The sequence below is a fragment of the Bradyrhizobium sp. UNPF46 genome, assembly GCF_006658625.1.
Lineage (GTDB): Bacteria > Pseudomonadota > Alphaproteobacteria > Rhizobiales > Xanthobacteraceae > Bradyrhizobium > Bradyrhizobium nitroreducens.
The window spans coordinates 110,462-125,197 of record NZ_LFJB01000027.1; the positions used below are offsets into that span (position 1 = coordinate 110,462).

Genomic DNA, 14,736 nt, shown 5'->3' on the forward strand with positions numbered 1-14,736 from the left:
CGTTATGGCCATTCAACGTGCAACTTTCACACGTCCACTGATCGCCGTCGCGATGGTGGCCGTCTCGACTTACTGCGCCTTCGCCCAAAGGGCGCCGGTGCCGACGCGGGTGCGCGGCACCATTGAAGCCGTCAACGGCGACACGATGCAGGTCAAGTCGCGCAGTGGCGAGGACGTCAAGCTTCACATCGCTGCGGACGTGAACGTATCTGGCATTACCAAGATTTCACTCGCCGACATCAAGCCGGGCTCGTTCATCGGTGCCACCACGGTGCCGGGACCGGACGGCGGCCAGAACGCCGTCGAGGTGCACGTCTTTCCGGAGAGCATGCGCGGCACCGGCGAGGGCTCGCGGCCCTGGGACCTCAAGCCGAATTCGAGCATGACCAATGCGACGGTGGCGGAAAGCGTCGTCGGCAATGACGGTCATACGCTGCTCGTCAAGTACAAGGACGGTGAGAAGAAAGTCTTCGTCGCCGACAACACGCCGGTGGTGACCTTCGTGCCGAGCGACAAATCCGAGTTGAAGCCGGGCGCCAAGGTCATCGCCTTCATGAAGCAATTGCCGGACGGCTCGTTCGAGACCAACCGCGTCAGCGTCGGCCGCGACGGCCTGACGCCGCCGATGTGAGCGGAGCTACAGCCACACCTTCGCCGTCGTCCCGGACAAGCGTCAGCGCAGATCCGGGACCCATAACCACAGGAAAAAGTTGTTACGCGAAGCAGGTCACTCCGAGTCCTCGTAGCCACACCCGCCTGTGGCTATGGTTCCCGGATCTTCGCGCGCTTCGGGCGCGCTTGTCCGGGACGACAGTGATTACTGCTGCTGCATCCCGGCAGACGCCTCACACCGCAATGATCTGATCGTCGATCTCGTCGATCTTGTTGACGCCGCACAGGCCCATGGTGGTGAGCAATTCCTTCTGGATGATGTCGATCGCCTTGGCGACGCCGGCCTGGCCGCCGGCGCCGAGGCCATAGGCATAGGCGCGGCCGATCATGCAGGACTTGGCACCGAGCGCGAGCGCGCGCATCACGTCCTGGCCGGAGCGGATGCCGCCGTCGAACATGATCTCCATCTTGTCACCGACGGCATCGGCGATCTCCGGCAGCACCTCGATCGAGGACGGCGCGCCGTCGAGCTGACGGCCGCCATGGTTGGAGACCACCAGCGCCTGCGCGCCGGTCTTTGCGGCGAGCTCGGCGTCCTCGACGTCGAGGATGCCCTTCAGGATCAGCTTGCCGGGCCAGATCGAGCGGATCCACTCGATGTCGTTCCAGTTCAGCGAGGTGTCGAACTGCGAGTTGATCCAGGTCGACAGCGAGGTGATGTCGTCGCTGACCTTCAGGTGACCTGCGAGATTGCCGAAGGTGCGGCGCTTGCCCTGGAGCACGCCCGACACCCAGGCCGGCTTGCTGGCGAAATCCAGCAGCTTCGACAGCGACCATTCCGGCGGCACCGTCATGCCGTTCTTGATGTCCTGGTGGCGCTGGCCGATCACCTGCAGGTCCACGGTGAGCACCAGCGCGCTGCACTTGGCCGCCATCGCGCGCTGGATCAGTTCCTTGATGAAGCCGCGGTCCTTCATCACGTAGAGCTGGAACCAGAACGGCTTCTCGACATTGGCGGCGATGTCCTCGATCGAGCAGATCGACATGGTCGATTGCGTGAACGGGATGCCGGCGGCCTGCGCGGCGCGGCAGGCGTGGATCTCGCCGTCGCCATGCTGCATGCCGAGCAGGCCGACGGGCGCCAGCATCAGCGGCATGGTCGAGGGCTCGCCGAGAATCGTGGTCGAGGTGTCGCGCTTGGAGACGTCGACCAGGATGCGCTGGCGGAACTTGATTGCCTGCATGTCCTCGCGATTGGCGCGCAGCGTCTCCTCGGCATAGGAGCCGCGGTCGCAATAGTCGAAGAAGGCCTTCGGCACGCGGCGTTTATGCAGCGCGCGAAGATCGTCGATACAGGTGATATGTTTCATGATCGTTCCCCGGCCCGTCCTTGACCCAACAGTCTTGCATCGGAAGATTTCGGGGTCATCTAGCATGGTTGGATGCGCAGCCAAATCGTTTGCAGAAGGTTTTGCAGGAGAGCGCCATGACCAAGCCGCACGCCGGACCTTCGCCGGAAGAGATCAAGGAAAAGCATGATCTCGAGGAAGCCCTGGAAGAGGGGCTGGAGGAGACCTTTCCGGGGTCCGATCCCGTCAACGTCACCCAGCCGGCGCCGAGCCGCCAGGACGGCCATGTGAAGCGCAGCGGCTAGGGCCGGTTCCGCCTCATTCCGACGTTATCGCAGGAAATACAGTGTTAACAATGCGTTACCGGGACGGTCGCGTACCCGGTTCCGTAATGATTCATCATATTTTTTGAAGCCAAGTTAGCCGCGCAAGGCTTATAAGACGCCAGCAAATCAGGGATGCGGGGTCCGTTCGGGCATCCCGTGGTTGTCGAGGGGATCCCCTGGTTGTTGCGTTGGGGGACGATATGAGTCGCAAATATTTCGGGACGGACGGGATTCGGGGCCGCGCCAACGGACTGATCACGCCGGAGCTCGCGCTCAAGGTCGGCCAGGCCGCGGGCCTTGCGTTTCAACGCGGCGACCATCGCCACCGGGTCGTGATCGGCAAGGACACCCGTCTGTCAGGCTACATGATCGAATACGCCATGGTGGCGGGCTTCACCTCGGTCGGCATGGACGTGCTGCTGGTCGGCCCGATGCCGACGCCGGCGGTCGCGATGCTGACCAAGTCGATGCGCGCCGACCTCGGCGTCATGATCTCGGCCTCGCACAATCTGTTCGAGGACAACGGCATCAAGCTGTTCGGGCCGCAAGGCTTCAAGCTTTCCGACGACGTCGAGCGGCAGATCGAGCAACTGCTCGACGAGCCCATCGACAAGCGTCTCGCACAAAGCGCGAGCCTCGGCCGGGCCCGCCGTATCGACGGCGTGCATGACCGCTACATCGAATTCGCCAAGCGCACGCTGCCGCGCGATCTGTCGCTGGACGGCCTGCGCGTCGTGATCGATTGCGCCAACGGCGCGGCCTACAAGGTGGTGCCGGAAGCGCTGTGGGAATTGGGTGCCGACGTCGTGCCGATCGGGGTCGAACCCGACGGCTTCAACATCAACAAGGAATGCGGCTCGACTTCGCCGGAGGCGCTGTCGAAGAAGGTGCGCGAGATGCGCGCCGACATCGGCATTGCGCTCGACGGTGATGCCGATCGCGTCATCCTGGTCGACGAGCGCGGCCACATCGTCGACGGCGACCAGCTGCTCGCGGTGATCGCGCAGAGCTGGAAGGAAGACGGCCGGCTGTCGCGTCCCGGCATCGTCGCCACCGTGATGTCCAATCTCGGGCTGGAGCGCTTCCTGAAAGGGCAGGGGCTCGATCTCGTGCGCACGCCGGTCGGTGATCGCTACGTGCTCGAGCAGATGCTGAGCGGCGGCTACAATCTCGGCGGCGAGCAGTCGGGCCACATCATCCTGTCCGACTACGCCACCACCGGCGACGGCTTCGTCGCGGCGCTGCAGGTGCTCGCGGTGGTGCAGAAGCTGCGCCGGCCGGTTTCGGAAGTCTGCCACCGCTTCGATCCGCTGCCGCAGATCCTCAAGAACGTCCGCCACAAGGGCGGCAAGCCGCTCGACGATTCCGACGTCAAATCGGCAATCTCCGACGGCGAGAAGCGCCTCAACGGCCACGGCCGCCTCCTGATCCGCTCCTCCGGCACCGAGCCGGTGATCCGCGTCATGGGCGAGGGCGAGGACCGCATCCTGGTCGAGGACGTCGTCGACACCATCGTCTCCGCGCTGGGCCAGGCCGCGGCCTGAGTTCTTCCTTCTCCCCTTGTGGGAGAAGGTGGCGCGAAGCGCCGGATGAGGGGTTGTCTCCTCGAACTCAACTGCGAGAGATGTGCTCGCGGAGGCAGACCCCTCACCCGTCTCGCCGCTGCGCGGCGAGCCACCCTCTCCCACAAGGGGAGAGGGTAAGAGACGCATCCCAGCCATTTGCGATTGGCGCTGGTTCCTCCGCCGCCTGCATCGTACCTACGAGGTCGCGGCAATCGGCCGCGCCGGGATGCTGCGTTGAACAAGCCTGTCGTCGTCTCAGAGGAAACGCTGACCGAGCCCGTCGTCGTCGCCGACGTCGCGCCCGCCGCTGCCAAGGCAGCGGGGCCGGCCTATGTCGTGCTCGCCGGCATCAGCGTCTCGCACTTCCTCAACGACACCATGCAGTCGCTGATCGCCTCGGTGTATCCGATCCTGAAGGACACCTACGCGCTCGACTTCGCGCAGATCGGCATGATCACGCTGGCCTTCCAGTTCACGGCCTCGCTGCTGCAGCCGGTGGTCGGGCACTACACCGACAAGAAGGCGCAGCCTTATTCGCTGGCGATCGGCATGGCCTCGACCTTCTTCGGCCTGCTGCTGCTCAGCGTCGCGCAGCAATACCTCGTCATCCTCGTTGCGGCGGCCTTCGTCGGCCTCGGCTCGGCGGTGTTTCACCCGGAATCGGCGCGCATCGCGCGGCTCGCTTCCGGCGGCCGCTACGGCTTTGCGCAATCGGTGTTTCAGCTCGGCGGCAGTTTCGGCACCTCGATGGGGCCGGTGCTGGCGGCGCTGATCGTGGTGCCGTTCGGGCAGGGCAGCATCGCCTGGTTCTCCTCGATCGCGTTCCTGGCGATCCTCATCCTCTGGCGCATCGGCCGCTGGTATGCGCCGCAGATCAAGGCCAAGAAGACGGCGGCGGTTCAGGCCCATCCCGACGCGCCGAGCTCGCGCCGCGTCGTGCTCGCGCTGCTCGTGCTGGTGGCGCTGCTGTTCTCCAAGCAGCTCTACGTCTCGAGCCTGTCGAGCTACTACATCTTCTATCTGATCGACCGTTTCGGCGTGTCGACCCAGGCCGCCCAGATCTATCTCTTCATCTTCCTTGCGGCGAATGCGGTCGGTGCGTTCTTCGGCGGTCCTCTTGGCGATCGCTTCGGCCGCAAGATCGTGATCTGGATCTCGATCCTGGGCGCGCTGCCGTTCACGCTGGCGCTGCCCTATGCCGGCCTCCATGCGAGCGCCGTGCTCAGCGTCGTCATCGGCCTCATCATCTCCTCCACGACGTCGTCGATCATCGTGTTCGCGCAGGAACTGGTGCCGCATCGCTTCGGCATGATCTCGGGCGTGTTCTTCGGCGTCGCCTTCGGCATCGGAGGGCTGGGGGCCGCCGTGCTCGGCAAGCTCGCCGACCACACCTCGATCGAGTTCGTCTACCAGGTCTGTGCCTATCTGCCGGCGATCGGCCTGCTTGCGGTGTTCCTGCCCAAGCTGCCGCGGCACGTGCGTTAATTTTTCCTCTCTCGTTGCAGCGCAGCTTCACACATCGTTAGCAATTGCTGGCGCGAGGCGATGCGTTTTTGCAACGCTTTCCATCCGTCCGCGCGAGCAGTCAGAAAAAATCAACCTTAAAAATTAGGGTTAAGTGGCGCTTAAACATTTGATGGCATCGTCCCGTCCGTGAGTTTCCAGAACGTGAGGCGATCGTATTGAGCCTCACCGGCCATAAGGACGAAGCCAATGCGTAGCGTTAAGTCTCTCCTTGCCGCGGGTGCGGCAACCCTGATCTCGTCGATGGCGTTCGCCGCCGACATGCCGATCGCCCCGCCCCCTCCGATGTACGCGCCGCCCGCTCCGCCCGCCGATTTCGGCGGCTGGTATCTGCGCGGTGACGTCGGCATGACCAATCAGAGCGCCAAGCGCATCGATAGCGCCCTGCCGGCCGGATATTCGAAGTCGACGGAAGGCCTCGGCTTCGACTCGGCTGGGCTGTTCGATCTCGGCGTCGGCTATCGCTTCAACAACTGGTTCCGCGCCGACGTGATCGGCCAGTACCGTGGCAAATCCAACCTGCACGGCAGCGACAACGTCGTCGGCCCCGGCTTCGTCGGCGTCAACAATTACAGCGGCAGCAAGTCCGAGTGGGTCGTGATGGCCAACGCCTATGTCGACCTCGGCACCTGGTGGTGCATCACCCCGTTCATCGGTGCCGGTGTCGGCGGCTCGTACAACAAGATCAGCGGCTTCCGTGACGACGGCGTGTCCTACAACCCGCTGCTCAACAACAGCGTCGCCTACTTCGCCGACAACGGTAAGTGGAATTTCGCCTGGGCCGCTCACGCCGGTCTTGCCTACAAGGTCAATCCCGGGTTCACCGTCGAACTGGCCTACAGCTACATGAACCTCGGCGACGCCGCGCCCGGTAACTACCGCCTGTTCGACAACAGCGCTTCCGGCCCGACCTCGATCAAGATCAAGGAGCTCACCTCGCACGACATCAAGCTCGGCGTGCGCTGGGACCTCAACAGCCCGCCGGCCTACATGCCGCCGCCGCTGGTCACCAAGGGCTGATCGTCAGCCTCATCGGTTAGGACTTCTTAACGGCGCGGGATCATCCCGCGCCGTTTTGCTTTGCGTATTTTTCATGGCGAGTAGCGACGAAGGCGCCCGACGCAACCATTGGTTAAGGTTAACGAGCCATGATCACGAGCGAAAGTTCGAGTTCGATGGAGCGTTGCGATGCGTGGGCTTTTGTTGGCGGCGGTGATGTTGGGGACGGTGTCTGCCGCGCACGCGGCTGACATGCCGGATCTGCCGATCCTGCGCGGCGGCTTTACCGACGGTCTGTCGAAGTCCTCCGTCAATTGGGATGGCTTCTACGTCGGCGGTCAGTTTGGATATGCCACGGCCGAGATGGACTTCAGTCGCGCGCCGAAATCGATGACGGATTTCATGCTGCGCGACAGCATCCTGCAGGCTCCGGTTGGAGGGTGGTCGTTGTTGCCGAAGAACCACGTCCAGGCCACGGGGTTCGGTGCCTATGTCGGCCGCAACTGGCAATTCTACGACGCCGTGATGGGCGTCGAAGCCAATTACAGCTACATGAACAATCTCGGCAGCACCGCAAGCGATTCCATGACGCGGTTGATCGCCGGTGAAACCGCGCCGACCAATCACCTCTACACCTACAACACGACTCTCGGCGGCGGCGCTGCGTTGCAGCTCAAGGACTATGCGACCTTCCGAGGTCGGATTGGTTGGTCCGGCGGAGACTTCATGCCTTATGCGTTCGGCGGCCTTGCGATCGGACGCGCCGACGTGTCGAGGTTCGCGACGGTGTCGTATCTGAAGTACGACGACTTCACCGATCCCAACACCGGCGTCACGACGCGTACGACCATCGGCTCCGGCACGATGACGCAGACCGAGCAGCGCGTGAACAGCTTCATCTATGGATGGACGGGCGGCATCGGTATCGAATACGCGCTGCTCGACTGCGTGATCCTGCGCGGCGAGTGGGAGCATGTCGGCTTCTCGAACGCCAAGAACATCTCCGTCAACCTGAACAATTTCCGCGTCGGCGCCGGTTACAAATTCTAGGCCCGCGTTTGCAGCCGGTTGACACGGCTGCGTCGTCCTGATGCTCTGTCGCTCCAAAGCGGGGCGGAGCGATGAAGATCTACGGCGACAGCAATTCCGGAAATTGCCTGAAGGTGAAGTGGGTGTGCGACAAGCTCGCATTGCCCTATCAGTGGATCGAGGTCGACACCCGCAAGGGCGAGACCCGCACGCCGCAATTCCTCGCGATGAACGGTGCCGGCCAGGTGCCCACCGTCGCCTTCGACGACGGCCGCACGCTGGCGCAGTCCAATGCCATCATCCGCTATCTCGCCCGCGACAGCGCACTCGTCCCGCGCGACGCCTTCACGGCCGCCAAGATGGACGAATGGCTGTTCTGGGAGCAATACAGCCACGAGCCCTATATCGCAGTGTGCCGCTTCCTTCTCGTCTATCTCGGCAAGGACGCCTCCGAGCTCGATCCGGAAAAGGTCAAGCGCGGCTATGCGGCACTGGACCGCATGGAGCAGCATCTTTCAGGCAGCCGCTTCTTTGCCGGCGAGGCGGTATCGCTCGCCGACATCTCGCTGCTCGCCTATACCCGCGTGGCGCATGAGGGCGGCTTCGATCTCGGCCGGTACGCTTCGCTTCGCCGTTGGATTGACGAAGTCGAGGCCATTCTCGGTCTGCCGCCGGCACGCTGACTCCGGAGTTTCCCGTATGAACGACAAGTCCGTCTCGATCCGTCCCGCGCGCCGCGAGGACGTTCCGGCGATCGTGGCGATGCTCGCCGACGACCATCTCGGGCGCGCCCGCGAGCGCGTCGAGGATCCGCTGCCCGCGCCTTATTACGCGGCATTCGAGCGCGTCGAGCGCGATCCGAACCTGACGCTCGTCGTCGCCGAGAGCGAGGGCAGGGTGGTCGGCTGCCTGCAACTCGCCGTCCTTGCTGGCATCAGCTCGCAAGGCGGCGTGCGCGGTCTGCTCGAGGACGTGCGTGTCGCCACCGATTGCCGCAGCCGCGGCATCGGCGAGCAGTTGGTGCAATGGGCGGTGACGGAAGCGAAGGCGCGTGGCTGCAATCTCGTGGAGCTGCTGACGCATGCGAGCCGCGTCGACGCGCAACGCTTCTACAAGCGGCTCGGATTCACAGGCAGCCACGTCGGTATGACTGTCCGCTTTTGAGCCAGCATCCCGCGCCCGTTGCTCGAACAGCGAAATCGGATCGCGCGTTCGTTCATGTTAAGAGCCGGTAAACTACCCAGCTGTCGTTCATGTTGAACGGGGAACGAACGGTGCTAGGGCAGCGTCGGGCACCGAGCTCGGTCGGTTCGGGGATTTCGATGACAAGCTATTCCATCATCAAGGTCGGCAACGACTACGTCGTGCTGGCCAATGACAAACGCATTTTGAAAGTCGGCAGCCGTCGGCGGGCCGCGCAATTGATCAGCGATGCCACGGACTTGCTGAATGCGCTTGCCGTGGTGGAATCACCGGATATTGCCCCCGAGGCGCCATCACTCGCGCGTGAAGCCCCGGAACTTCCTTGACTGAACTACCCGTTTCCCGTATCAGCCGCGGCGGGACACCTCCCCCCAACGGGAGGCTTACTATCTGGAAGGGTAGACTATGACTGTAGCGAAGCCCGCTTCGCGGCCGAACGTGCCGCATTTCTCCTCCGGCCCCTGCGCCAAGCGCCCCGGCTGGAACGCCCAAAATCTCAAGGACGCAGCGCTCGGCCGCTCGCATCGCGCGAAGGTCGGCAAGACCAAGCTCAAGCTCGCGATCGATCTAACTCGCGAAGTGCTTGAAGTGCCCGCCGATTACCGCATCGGCATCGTGCCGGCCTCCGATACCGGGGCGGTCGAGATGGCGCTGTGGTCGCTGCTCGGTGCGCGGCCCGTCACCACACTCGCCTGGGAATCCTTCGGCGAAGGCTGGGTCAGCGACATCGTCAAGGAATTGAAGCTCAAGGACGTCACCAAGCTCAACGCAGCCTATGGTGAAATCCCCGACCTCTCCAAGGTCGATCCCAAGAGCGACGTCGTCTTCACCTGGAACGGCACCACCTCCGGCGTGCGCGTGCCGAATGCCGACTGGATCAGTGCGACCCGCGAAGGCCTGACCATCTGCGACGCCACCTCGGCCGCATTCGCGCAGCCGCTCGACTGGGCCAAGCTCGACGTCGTCACCTTCTCCTGGCAGAAGGCGCTCGGCGGCGAAGCCGCGCACGGCATGCTGATCCTCTCGCCCCGCGCCGTCGAGCGCCTCGAGACCTACAAGCCGGCCTGGCCGCTGCCGAAGATCTTCCGCATGACCAAGGGCGGCAAGATCAACGAAGGCATCTTTGTCGGCGAGACCATCAACACGCCGTCGATGCTCTGCGTCGAGGACTATCTCGACGCGCTGAACTGGGCCAAGTCGATCGGCGGCCTCAAGGCGCTGATCGCGCGTGCCGACGCCAACACCAAGGTGCTCGCCGACTGGAAGGCGAAGACGCCGTGGATCGACTTCCTGGCCAAGGACGCTTCGATCCGCTCCAACACCTCGGTGTGCCTGAAGTTCACCGATCCCGCGATCACCTCGCTCTCGGACGACGCCCAGGCGGAGTTCTCGAAGAAGCTGGTCGCGCTGATCGAAAAGGAAGGCGCCGGTTACGACTTCGCCTACTACCGCGATGCGCCGGCCGGCCTGCGCATCTGGTGCGGCGCCACCGTCGAGGCCAAGGACGTCGAGATCCTGACGCAGTGGATCGACTGGGCCTTCGCCGAGACCAAGGCGCAGCTCGCCAAGGCAGCCTGATGTTCTGACCCTCCCCTGGAGGGGGAGGGTCGACGCACCGTCAGGTGCGGCGGGGTGGGGTGATCTCTCCACACGGCGCACCGGCGATTCTCTCTGTTGCAGCTTCACCCCACCCCGGCGCTTCGCGCCGACCCTCCCCCTCCAGGGGAGGGTGTGAAGGAAGACATCCCATGACCAAGCCCAAAGTTCTCATCTCCGACGCCCTCTCGCCCGCTGCCGTGCAGATCTTCAAGGATCGCGGCGTCGAGGTCGACTTCCAGCCCAATCTCGGCAAGGACAAGGACAAGCTTGCCGAGATCATCGGCAATTACGACGGCCTCGCGATCCGCTCCGCGACCAAGGCGACCGCCAAGATCCTCGAGAAGGCGGCGAAGCTGAAGGTGATCGGCCGCGCCGGCATCGGCGTCGACAATGTCGAGATCCCCGCCGCGACGGCCAAGGGCATCATCGTGATGAACACGCCGTTCGGCAATTCGATCACGACTGCCGAGCACGCGATTACTCTCATGCTGGCGCTGGCCCGCGAGATCCCGCAGGCCGACGCCTCGACCCAGGCCGGCAAGTGGGAGAAGAACCGCTTCATGGGCGTCGAGATCACCGGCAAGGTGCTGGGCGTCGTCGGCTGCGGCAACATCGGCTCGATCGTCGCCGACCGCGCACTCGGCCTGCGCATGAAGGTGGTCGCGTTCGACCCGTTCCTGTCGCCGGAGCGCGCCAAGGACATTGGCGTCGAGAAGGTCGAGCTCGACGATCTGCTCAAGCGCGCCGACTTCATCACGCTGCACACGCCGCTCACCGAGAAGACCAAGAACATCATCGACGCGGCCGCGATCGCCAAGATGAAGAAGGGCGTGCGCCTGATCAACTGCGCCCGCGGCGGTCTGGTCGACGAGCAGGCGGTGGTCGATGCGCTCAACTCCAAGCACATCGCCGGCGCCGCCTTCGACGTCTTCGTCGAGGAGCCCGCGACCAAGAACGTCCTGTTCGGCCATCCCAACGTGATCTGCACGCCGCATCTCGGCGCCTCCACCACCGAGGCGCAGGAGAACGTCGCGCTTCAGGTCGCCGAGCAGATGTCGGACTACCTGCTCACGGGCGCGATCTCGAACGCGGTCAACTTCCCCTCGATCACGGCGGAAGAAGCGCCGAAGCTGAAGCCGTTCATCTCGCTCGCCGAGAAGCTCGGCTCGTTCGCCGGCCAGCTCACCGAGAGCGGCATCCTCAAGGTCGAGATCACCTATGAGGGCCACGTCGCCGAGATGAAGATCAAGGCGATCACCTCGGCCGTGCTGTCGGGCCTGCTGCGGCCGATGCTGGGCGAGATCAACGTGGTGTCCGCGCCCGTCATCGCCAAGGAGCGCGGCATGGTGGTGGACGAGATCGTCCGCGCCGCCCAGAGCGACTATGAGAGCCTGATCACCGTCACCGTTACCACCGAGCGGCAGGAGCGGTCGGTCTCGGGCACCGTCTATGCCGACGGCAAGCCGCGTCTCGTCGACATCAAGGGCATCCGGGTCGACGCCGAGTTCGGCAAGTCGATGATCTACGTGACCAACGAGGACAAGCCGGGCTTCATCGGCAGGTTCGCAAGCCTGCTCGGCGACGCCAAGCTCAACATCGCCACCTTCCATCTCGGCCGCGTCGCGCCCGGCAGCGATGCCATCGCCCTCGTCGAGGTCGACGGCGCGGTGCCGGCCGACCTGCTCGCCAAGGTGCAGGCCCTGCCGCAGGTCAAGCAGGCCAAGGCGCTGACGTTCTGAGGCCTATTGGCGGAACGCGCTGGCGCTACTGCGGTAGCGTCAGCGGTCGAACCCATAAAGCCGCGCCGGATTGTCGACAGGATTGCGTCGCGAGTGGGTTCTTGAGACGAAATTCAAATGGTATCCGCAGAAGAAGAGCCCAGGAGGTTTCCCGCCGGGGCTCTTCCGTCTGGTCCGCTAGACCGAACTTACCAGTTGCGCTGAGCGCGCAGGAGCAGAGTCAAGGTGTCCTGGTCCTTCAATTCATAGGTCGCCGCAGGTTTGCCCTGCACGCCGAAGGCGGAGGCGTTTACTGTGCCGGAGTACTTCTGGTCGAGATGGGTCCAGGCGAGGTCCGCCGAGAACGTCAGGTTCTTGACGGGAGTCCAGCGGGTGATGATACCCAGCTGGCCAATCGCAAAGTCCGGGTTACATCCGGTAACGCCGGCGAGCGAACCGAACACGCCACCGTTGCCATTCGCGCCGCAGATCGTGGTCTTGGCGAGCGTGCCGTACTGGGCTTGAGCGTAAGCGCCGTAGAGCGCGGTGTTCCAGGAGGGATTCCAGTTGTGTGTGTAGGCACCACGGAAGCCCCAGGTCTTGACGGTTTCCTGCTGGCTCCCAGTGACGAACACGGTGTCCGGGGCAGAAGCAAAGCCGATGCTGCCGTAGGCGCTGCTTGAACTACCGAACATCGAGTAGCTGCTACCCGCCAGATTCTGGAAGTTGTAACGGGTTGCACCGTCGGTGTAGACGCCCGAGATGTTGATCACGTCACCCGGACCGGTCGGGATATTCTTGATCGACAGAGCGAGCTGAATCGCCCAACCCCACTTGTCGTCGGGATGCCCGGTCGTCTCAGTCGCGCCGTAATAGGCGACGTGGTTGTCATGCGCAGCCACCGACGCCTGGAACAGACCCCAGGCCTGATCGACGCGGACCATAGCTGTCAGGTTCGGCGAACGGCTACCGCCGGTGTCGTTGGAGCCGTATGAACCGCCAAGAATCCCAGCCGAAGAGGCGCCGGACATATTGATATTTCCCGCTTGATAATAGGCGGTCGCATCTTCAACCGAGAGCGCGGCCGTCACGCCCTGTCCGAAGTCGGCCGTGTAGGCCAACTGCGTCACACCAGTGACCGTGCCGCTACCGCCGACAAGACCGTCATAGTTGTTGCCGGGATAATTGGTCCAGGGTGCATCGAACTGCGACACGGCCTTGCCCATCGTGAAGCCGGCGAACTGGATGAAGGCATAGTACACGCCGAGCGAGCCGGCCGAGGTGTTGCCATCGGTTCCGTTCACCGAGGAACCGACGAGCGAAGCCGTCGTACCTGAGGTGTTGAGGCCCAGGTTACCGCTATAGACGGTGGAGCCGGTGCTGCTGCCGCTGCCGGAATAGTTGCCGGTCGTCCAGGAGAACACGCCGTCGAAGAAGGTACGGATGACGCCGTATTCGCTCGCGGTACGCGTGTCGATGTTGAGATCTTCACGAGCGCGCATCGTGTAGTAGTTCGTCAGGCGGTTGCGCGCACCGTTGGCCGAGGTGAACTGACCATTGTAGTCCGAGTTCGTGTTCAGCGCGAGATCAACGCGCAGGTAACCGCCCAGCTTGATGCAGGTATCGGTGCCCGGGATGTAAAAGAAACCCGCACCGTACAGGGAGCAGATCTTCACGTATTCGACCGGCTTGGCCTTCACAGGGAGATCGGCCGCCCGCGCTCCGCCAACCGCGACCAGCCCCACCACCGAACCGAGCAAAAGGCTCTTCGTCAACTTCATTTGCTTTACCCTCCAGGTTTGTATTGGCGGAGCCCTTACGCTTTGGAAGCGCGCCCCTCCTCAATTGGCAGTCCGCTCGAATCCGATCTCCGGATGCGGAACGGAAACGACTTCGAGGTGTCCCCCTCCATCGCACCCACTCTACGTAATCCCGAAAATTAATTACCGCAATTAATTATCTTCCATAAGCACATATCCCTGCCGGCCTGTTGCCGATGGGCCACGCGGCGACTTTTGCTGAAATATCCGGAAATTATAGGCATTTGAACGCGAGAAACCCCCGGTGGGCACCCCGGGGGTTTCTTTGGAGGTTTAGTGGCGTGGTATTTAAGAAGCGCTCCTAAACACCAATGTGATTATGATAATTAAGTACTTTTGTCAACAATAGAGCCGGCAGGTGCTTAAGGACAGCATGGGCCATCTCGATGAACTCTGGAAACATTGGAGACGGGCCGGAAGAATCTAGCTAGAACACCTCGCGGCCGCCCTCCCTACACGTCGGAATTGACATGACCGAAAAGAAGCCTGACCGAGCAATCAAGGACTTCATTTGGAACATAAGAGAGATTTACTCGCACCTAGAGGAGATCCACAAAAGCTGGGCCGAGCTCCTCCAAATAACCGAGCCGCAATGGTTGATCTTGATGGCGGTCGAAGAGTTGGATGATGGACGCGGTGTCGCAGGTGTGGACATCGCGCAGAAATTGCAATTCTATCAGCCATTCGTCACCAACCAAACGAAGAGCCTCGAGAAGCGCGGACTGCTTTCACGACAGCCCCGTGCAGACGACGGGCGTTACGTTTTGATGTCACTTACGGCTAAAGCAAAGACGGAGCTTGCTAAACTCGCAAAGAGAAAGCTCGCTCTCAATTCGACGATGTTCAACGAATTCGACGAGAAATCCCTGGCGGAGCTAAATGTGTCCTTAGCGGCTATTGCGAAAAATGGCAGGTTGGCATCCCGGCTACTAGCCATAGATATTGCTTGAGCAAGAAACCGTCACCTCTCAGACTTAGGGGAGAACTACAGC

General features: G+C 62.8%; 14 protein-coding genes. 12 read left to right on the plus strand and 2 right to left on the minus strand.

All coding sequences use genetic code 11. From position 1 onward, the window contains the following. Positions 1-4: 4 nt before the first annotated feature. Entirely contained in the window at positions 5-631 is a 627-nt protein-coding gene (locus UNPF46_RS12875) for a hypothetical protein (protein WP_174719016.1), read from the plus strand. Between the two features lie 214 nt (positions 632-845). Here the strand turns inward: UNPF46_RS12875 and UNPF46_RS12880 are convergent, their stop codons facing one another. Continuing rightward, positions 846-1,982: an alpha-hydroxy acid oxidase gene (locus UNPF46_RS12880; RefSeq protein ID WP_100178183.1), complete on the minus strand. Its 1,137-nt coding sequence runs from the start codon at positions 1,980-1,982 to the stop codon at positions 846-848. A 116-nt stretch (positions 1,983-2,098) separates the two neighbouring features. On the opposite strand from UNPF46_RS12880, the gene UNPF46_RS37455 reads away from it, so the two are divergent. From UNPF46_RS37455 to serA, 10 genes are all read left to right on the plus strand, one after another. Beyond that, positions 2,099-2,266: a hypothetical protein gene (locus UNPF46_RS37455; protein WP_174719017.1), complete on the plus strand. Its 168-nt coding sequence runs from the start codon at positions 2,099-2,101 to the stop codon at positions 2,264-2,266. Positions 2,267-2,487: 221 nt separating this feature from the next. Next, positions 2,488-3,831 (plus strand): phosphoglucosamine mutase, encoded by a 1,344-nt coding sequence (glmM, locus tag UNPF46_RS12885; protein ID WP_100178185.1) that lies wholly within the window; start codon positions 2,488-2,490, stop codon positions 3,829-3,831. Positions 3,832-4,086: 255 nt separating this feature from the next. After that, positions 4,087-5,337 (plus strand): MFS transporter, encoded by a 1,251-nt coding sequence (locus tag UNPF46_RS12890; RefSeq protein ID WP_142250257.1) that lies wholly within the window; start codon positions 4,087-4,089, stop codon positions 5,335-5,337. A gap of 228 nt (positions 5,338-5,565) precedes the next feature. Then, positions 5,566-6,396, plus strand: a complete 831-nt coding sequence (locus UNPF46_RS12895) for an outer membrane protein (RefSeq protein ID WP_142250258.1) — start codon at positions 5,566-5,568, stop codon at positions 6,394-6,396. Between the two features lie 168 nt (positions 6,397-6,564). Next, a complete protein-coding gene (locus UNPF46_RS12900) occupies positions 6,565-7,425 on the plus strand; it encodes an outer membrane protein (protein WP_142250259.1) in 861 nt (286 codons plus the stop codon). Between the two features lie 71 nt (positions 7,426-7,496). Beyond that, positions 7,497-8,087, plus strand: a complete 591-nt coding sequence (locus UNPF46_RS12905) for a glutathione S-transferase family protein (protein WP_142250260.1) — start codon at positions 7,497-7,499, stop codon at positions 8,085-8,087. 16 nt (positions 8,088-8,103) lie between these two features. After that, positions 8,104-8,568, plus strand: a complete 465-nt coding sequence (locus tag UNPF46_RS12910; RefSeq protein WP_100178190.1) for a GNAT family N-acetyltransferase — start codon at positions 8,104-8,106, stop codon at positions 8,566-8,568. 158 nt (positions 8,569-8,726) lie between these two features. Beyond that, the gene (locus UNPF46_RS12915; protein WP_100178191.1) at positions 8,727-8,933 is read left to right on the plus strand and encodes a hypothetical protein; all 207 of its coding nucleotides are present in this window, start codon (positions 8,727-8,729) and stop codon (positions 8,931-8,933) included. 79 nt (positions 8,934-9,012) lie between these two features. After that, a complete protein-coding gene (locus UNPF46_RS12920) occupies positions 9,013-10,185 on the plus strand; it encodes a phosphoserine transaminase (RefSeq protein ID WP_142250261.1) in 1,173 nt (390 codons plus the stop codon). Positions 10,186-10,355: 170 nt separating this feature from the next. Further along, positions 10,356-11,945: a phosphoglycerate dehydrogenase gene (gene serA / locus UNPF46_RS12925; RefSeq protein WP_100178193.1), complete on the plus strand. Its 1,590-nt coding sequence runs from the start codon at positions 10,356-10,358 to the stop codon at positions 11,943-11,945. A gap of 188 nt (positions 11,946-12,133) precedes the next feature. Here serA and UNPF46_RS12930 read toward each other — a convergent pair whose 3' ends face one another. Then, entirely contained in the window at positions 12,134-13,705 is a 1,572-nt protein-coding gene (locus UNPF46_RS12930) for a porin (RefSeq protein WP_142250262.1), read from the minus strand. A gap of 509 nt (positions 13,706-14,214) precedes the next feature. On the opposite strand from UNPF46_RS12930, the gene UNPF46_RS12935 reads away from it, so the two are divergent. Continuing rightward, positions 14,215-14,694, plus strand: a complete 480-nt coding sequence (locus tag UNPF46_RS12935) for a MarR family winged helix-turn-helix transcriptional regulator (protein WP_100178195.1) — start codon at positions 14,215-14,217, stop codon at positions 14,692-14,694. The last annotated feature ends 42 nt before the right edge of the window (positions 14,695-14,736 follow it).

Excerpts from the sequence above, each read along its gene's own strand:
- UNPF46_RS12875 (WP_174719016.1), top strand. The coding sequence starts at position 5 with ATGGCCATTCAACGTGCAACTTTCACACGTCCACTGATCGCCGTCGCG.
- UNPF46_RS12880 (WP_100178183.1), bottom strand. The coding sequence starts at position 1,982 with ATGAAACATATCACCTGTATCGACGATCTTCGCGCGCTGCATAAACGC.
- UNPF46_RS37455 (WP_174719017.1), top strand. The coding sequence starts at position 2,099 with ATGACCAAGCCGCACGCCGGACCTTCGCCGGAAGAGATCAAGGAAAAG.
- glmM (WP_100178185.1), top strand. The coding sequence starts at position 2,488 with ATGAGTCGCAAATATTTCGGGACGGACGGGATTCGGGGCCGCGCCAAC.
- UNPF46_RS12895 (WP_142250258.1), top strand. The coding sequence starts at position 5,566 with ATGCGTAGCGTTAAGTCTCTCCTTGCCGCGGGTGCGGCAACCCTGATC.
- UNPF46_RS12900 (WP_142250259.1), top strand. The coding sequence starts at position 6,565 with ATGCGTGGGCTTTTGTTGGCGGCGGTGATGTTGGGGACGGTGTCTGCC.
- UNPF46_RS12905 (WP_142250260.1), top strand. The coding sequence starts at position 7,497 with ATGAAGATCTACGGCGACAGCAATTCCGGAAATTGCCTGAAGGTGAAG.
- UNPF46_RS12910 (WP_100178190.1), top strand. The coding sequence starts at position 8,104 with ATGAACGACAAGTCCGTCTCGATCCGTCCCGCGCGCCGCGAGGACGTT.
- UNPF46_RS12915 (WP_100178191.1), top strand. The coding sequence starts at position 8,727 with ATGACAAGCTATTCCATCATCAAGGTCGGCAACGACTACGTCGTGCTG.
- UNPF46_RS12920 (WP_142250261.1), top strand. The coding sequence starts at position 9,013 with ATGACTGTAGCGAAGCCCGCTTCGCGGCCGAACGTGCCGCATTTCTCC.
- serA (WP_100178193.1), top strand. The coding sequence starts at position 10,356 with ATGACCAAGCCCAAAGTTCTCATCTCCGACGCCCTCTCGCCCGCTGCC.
- UNPF46_RS12930 (WP_142250262.1), bottom strand. The coding sequence starts at position 13,705 with ATGAAGTTGACGAAGAGCCTTTTGCTCGGTTCGGTGGTGGGGCTGGTC.
- UNPF46_RS12935 (WP_100178195.1), top strand. The coding sequence starts at position 14,215 with ATGACCGAAAAGAAGCCTGACCGAGCAATCAAGGACTTCATTTGGAAC.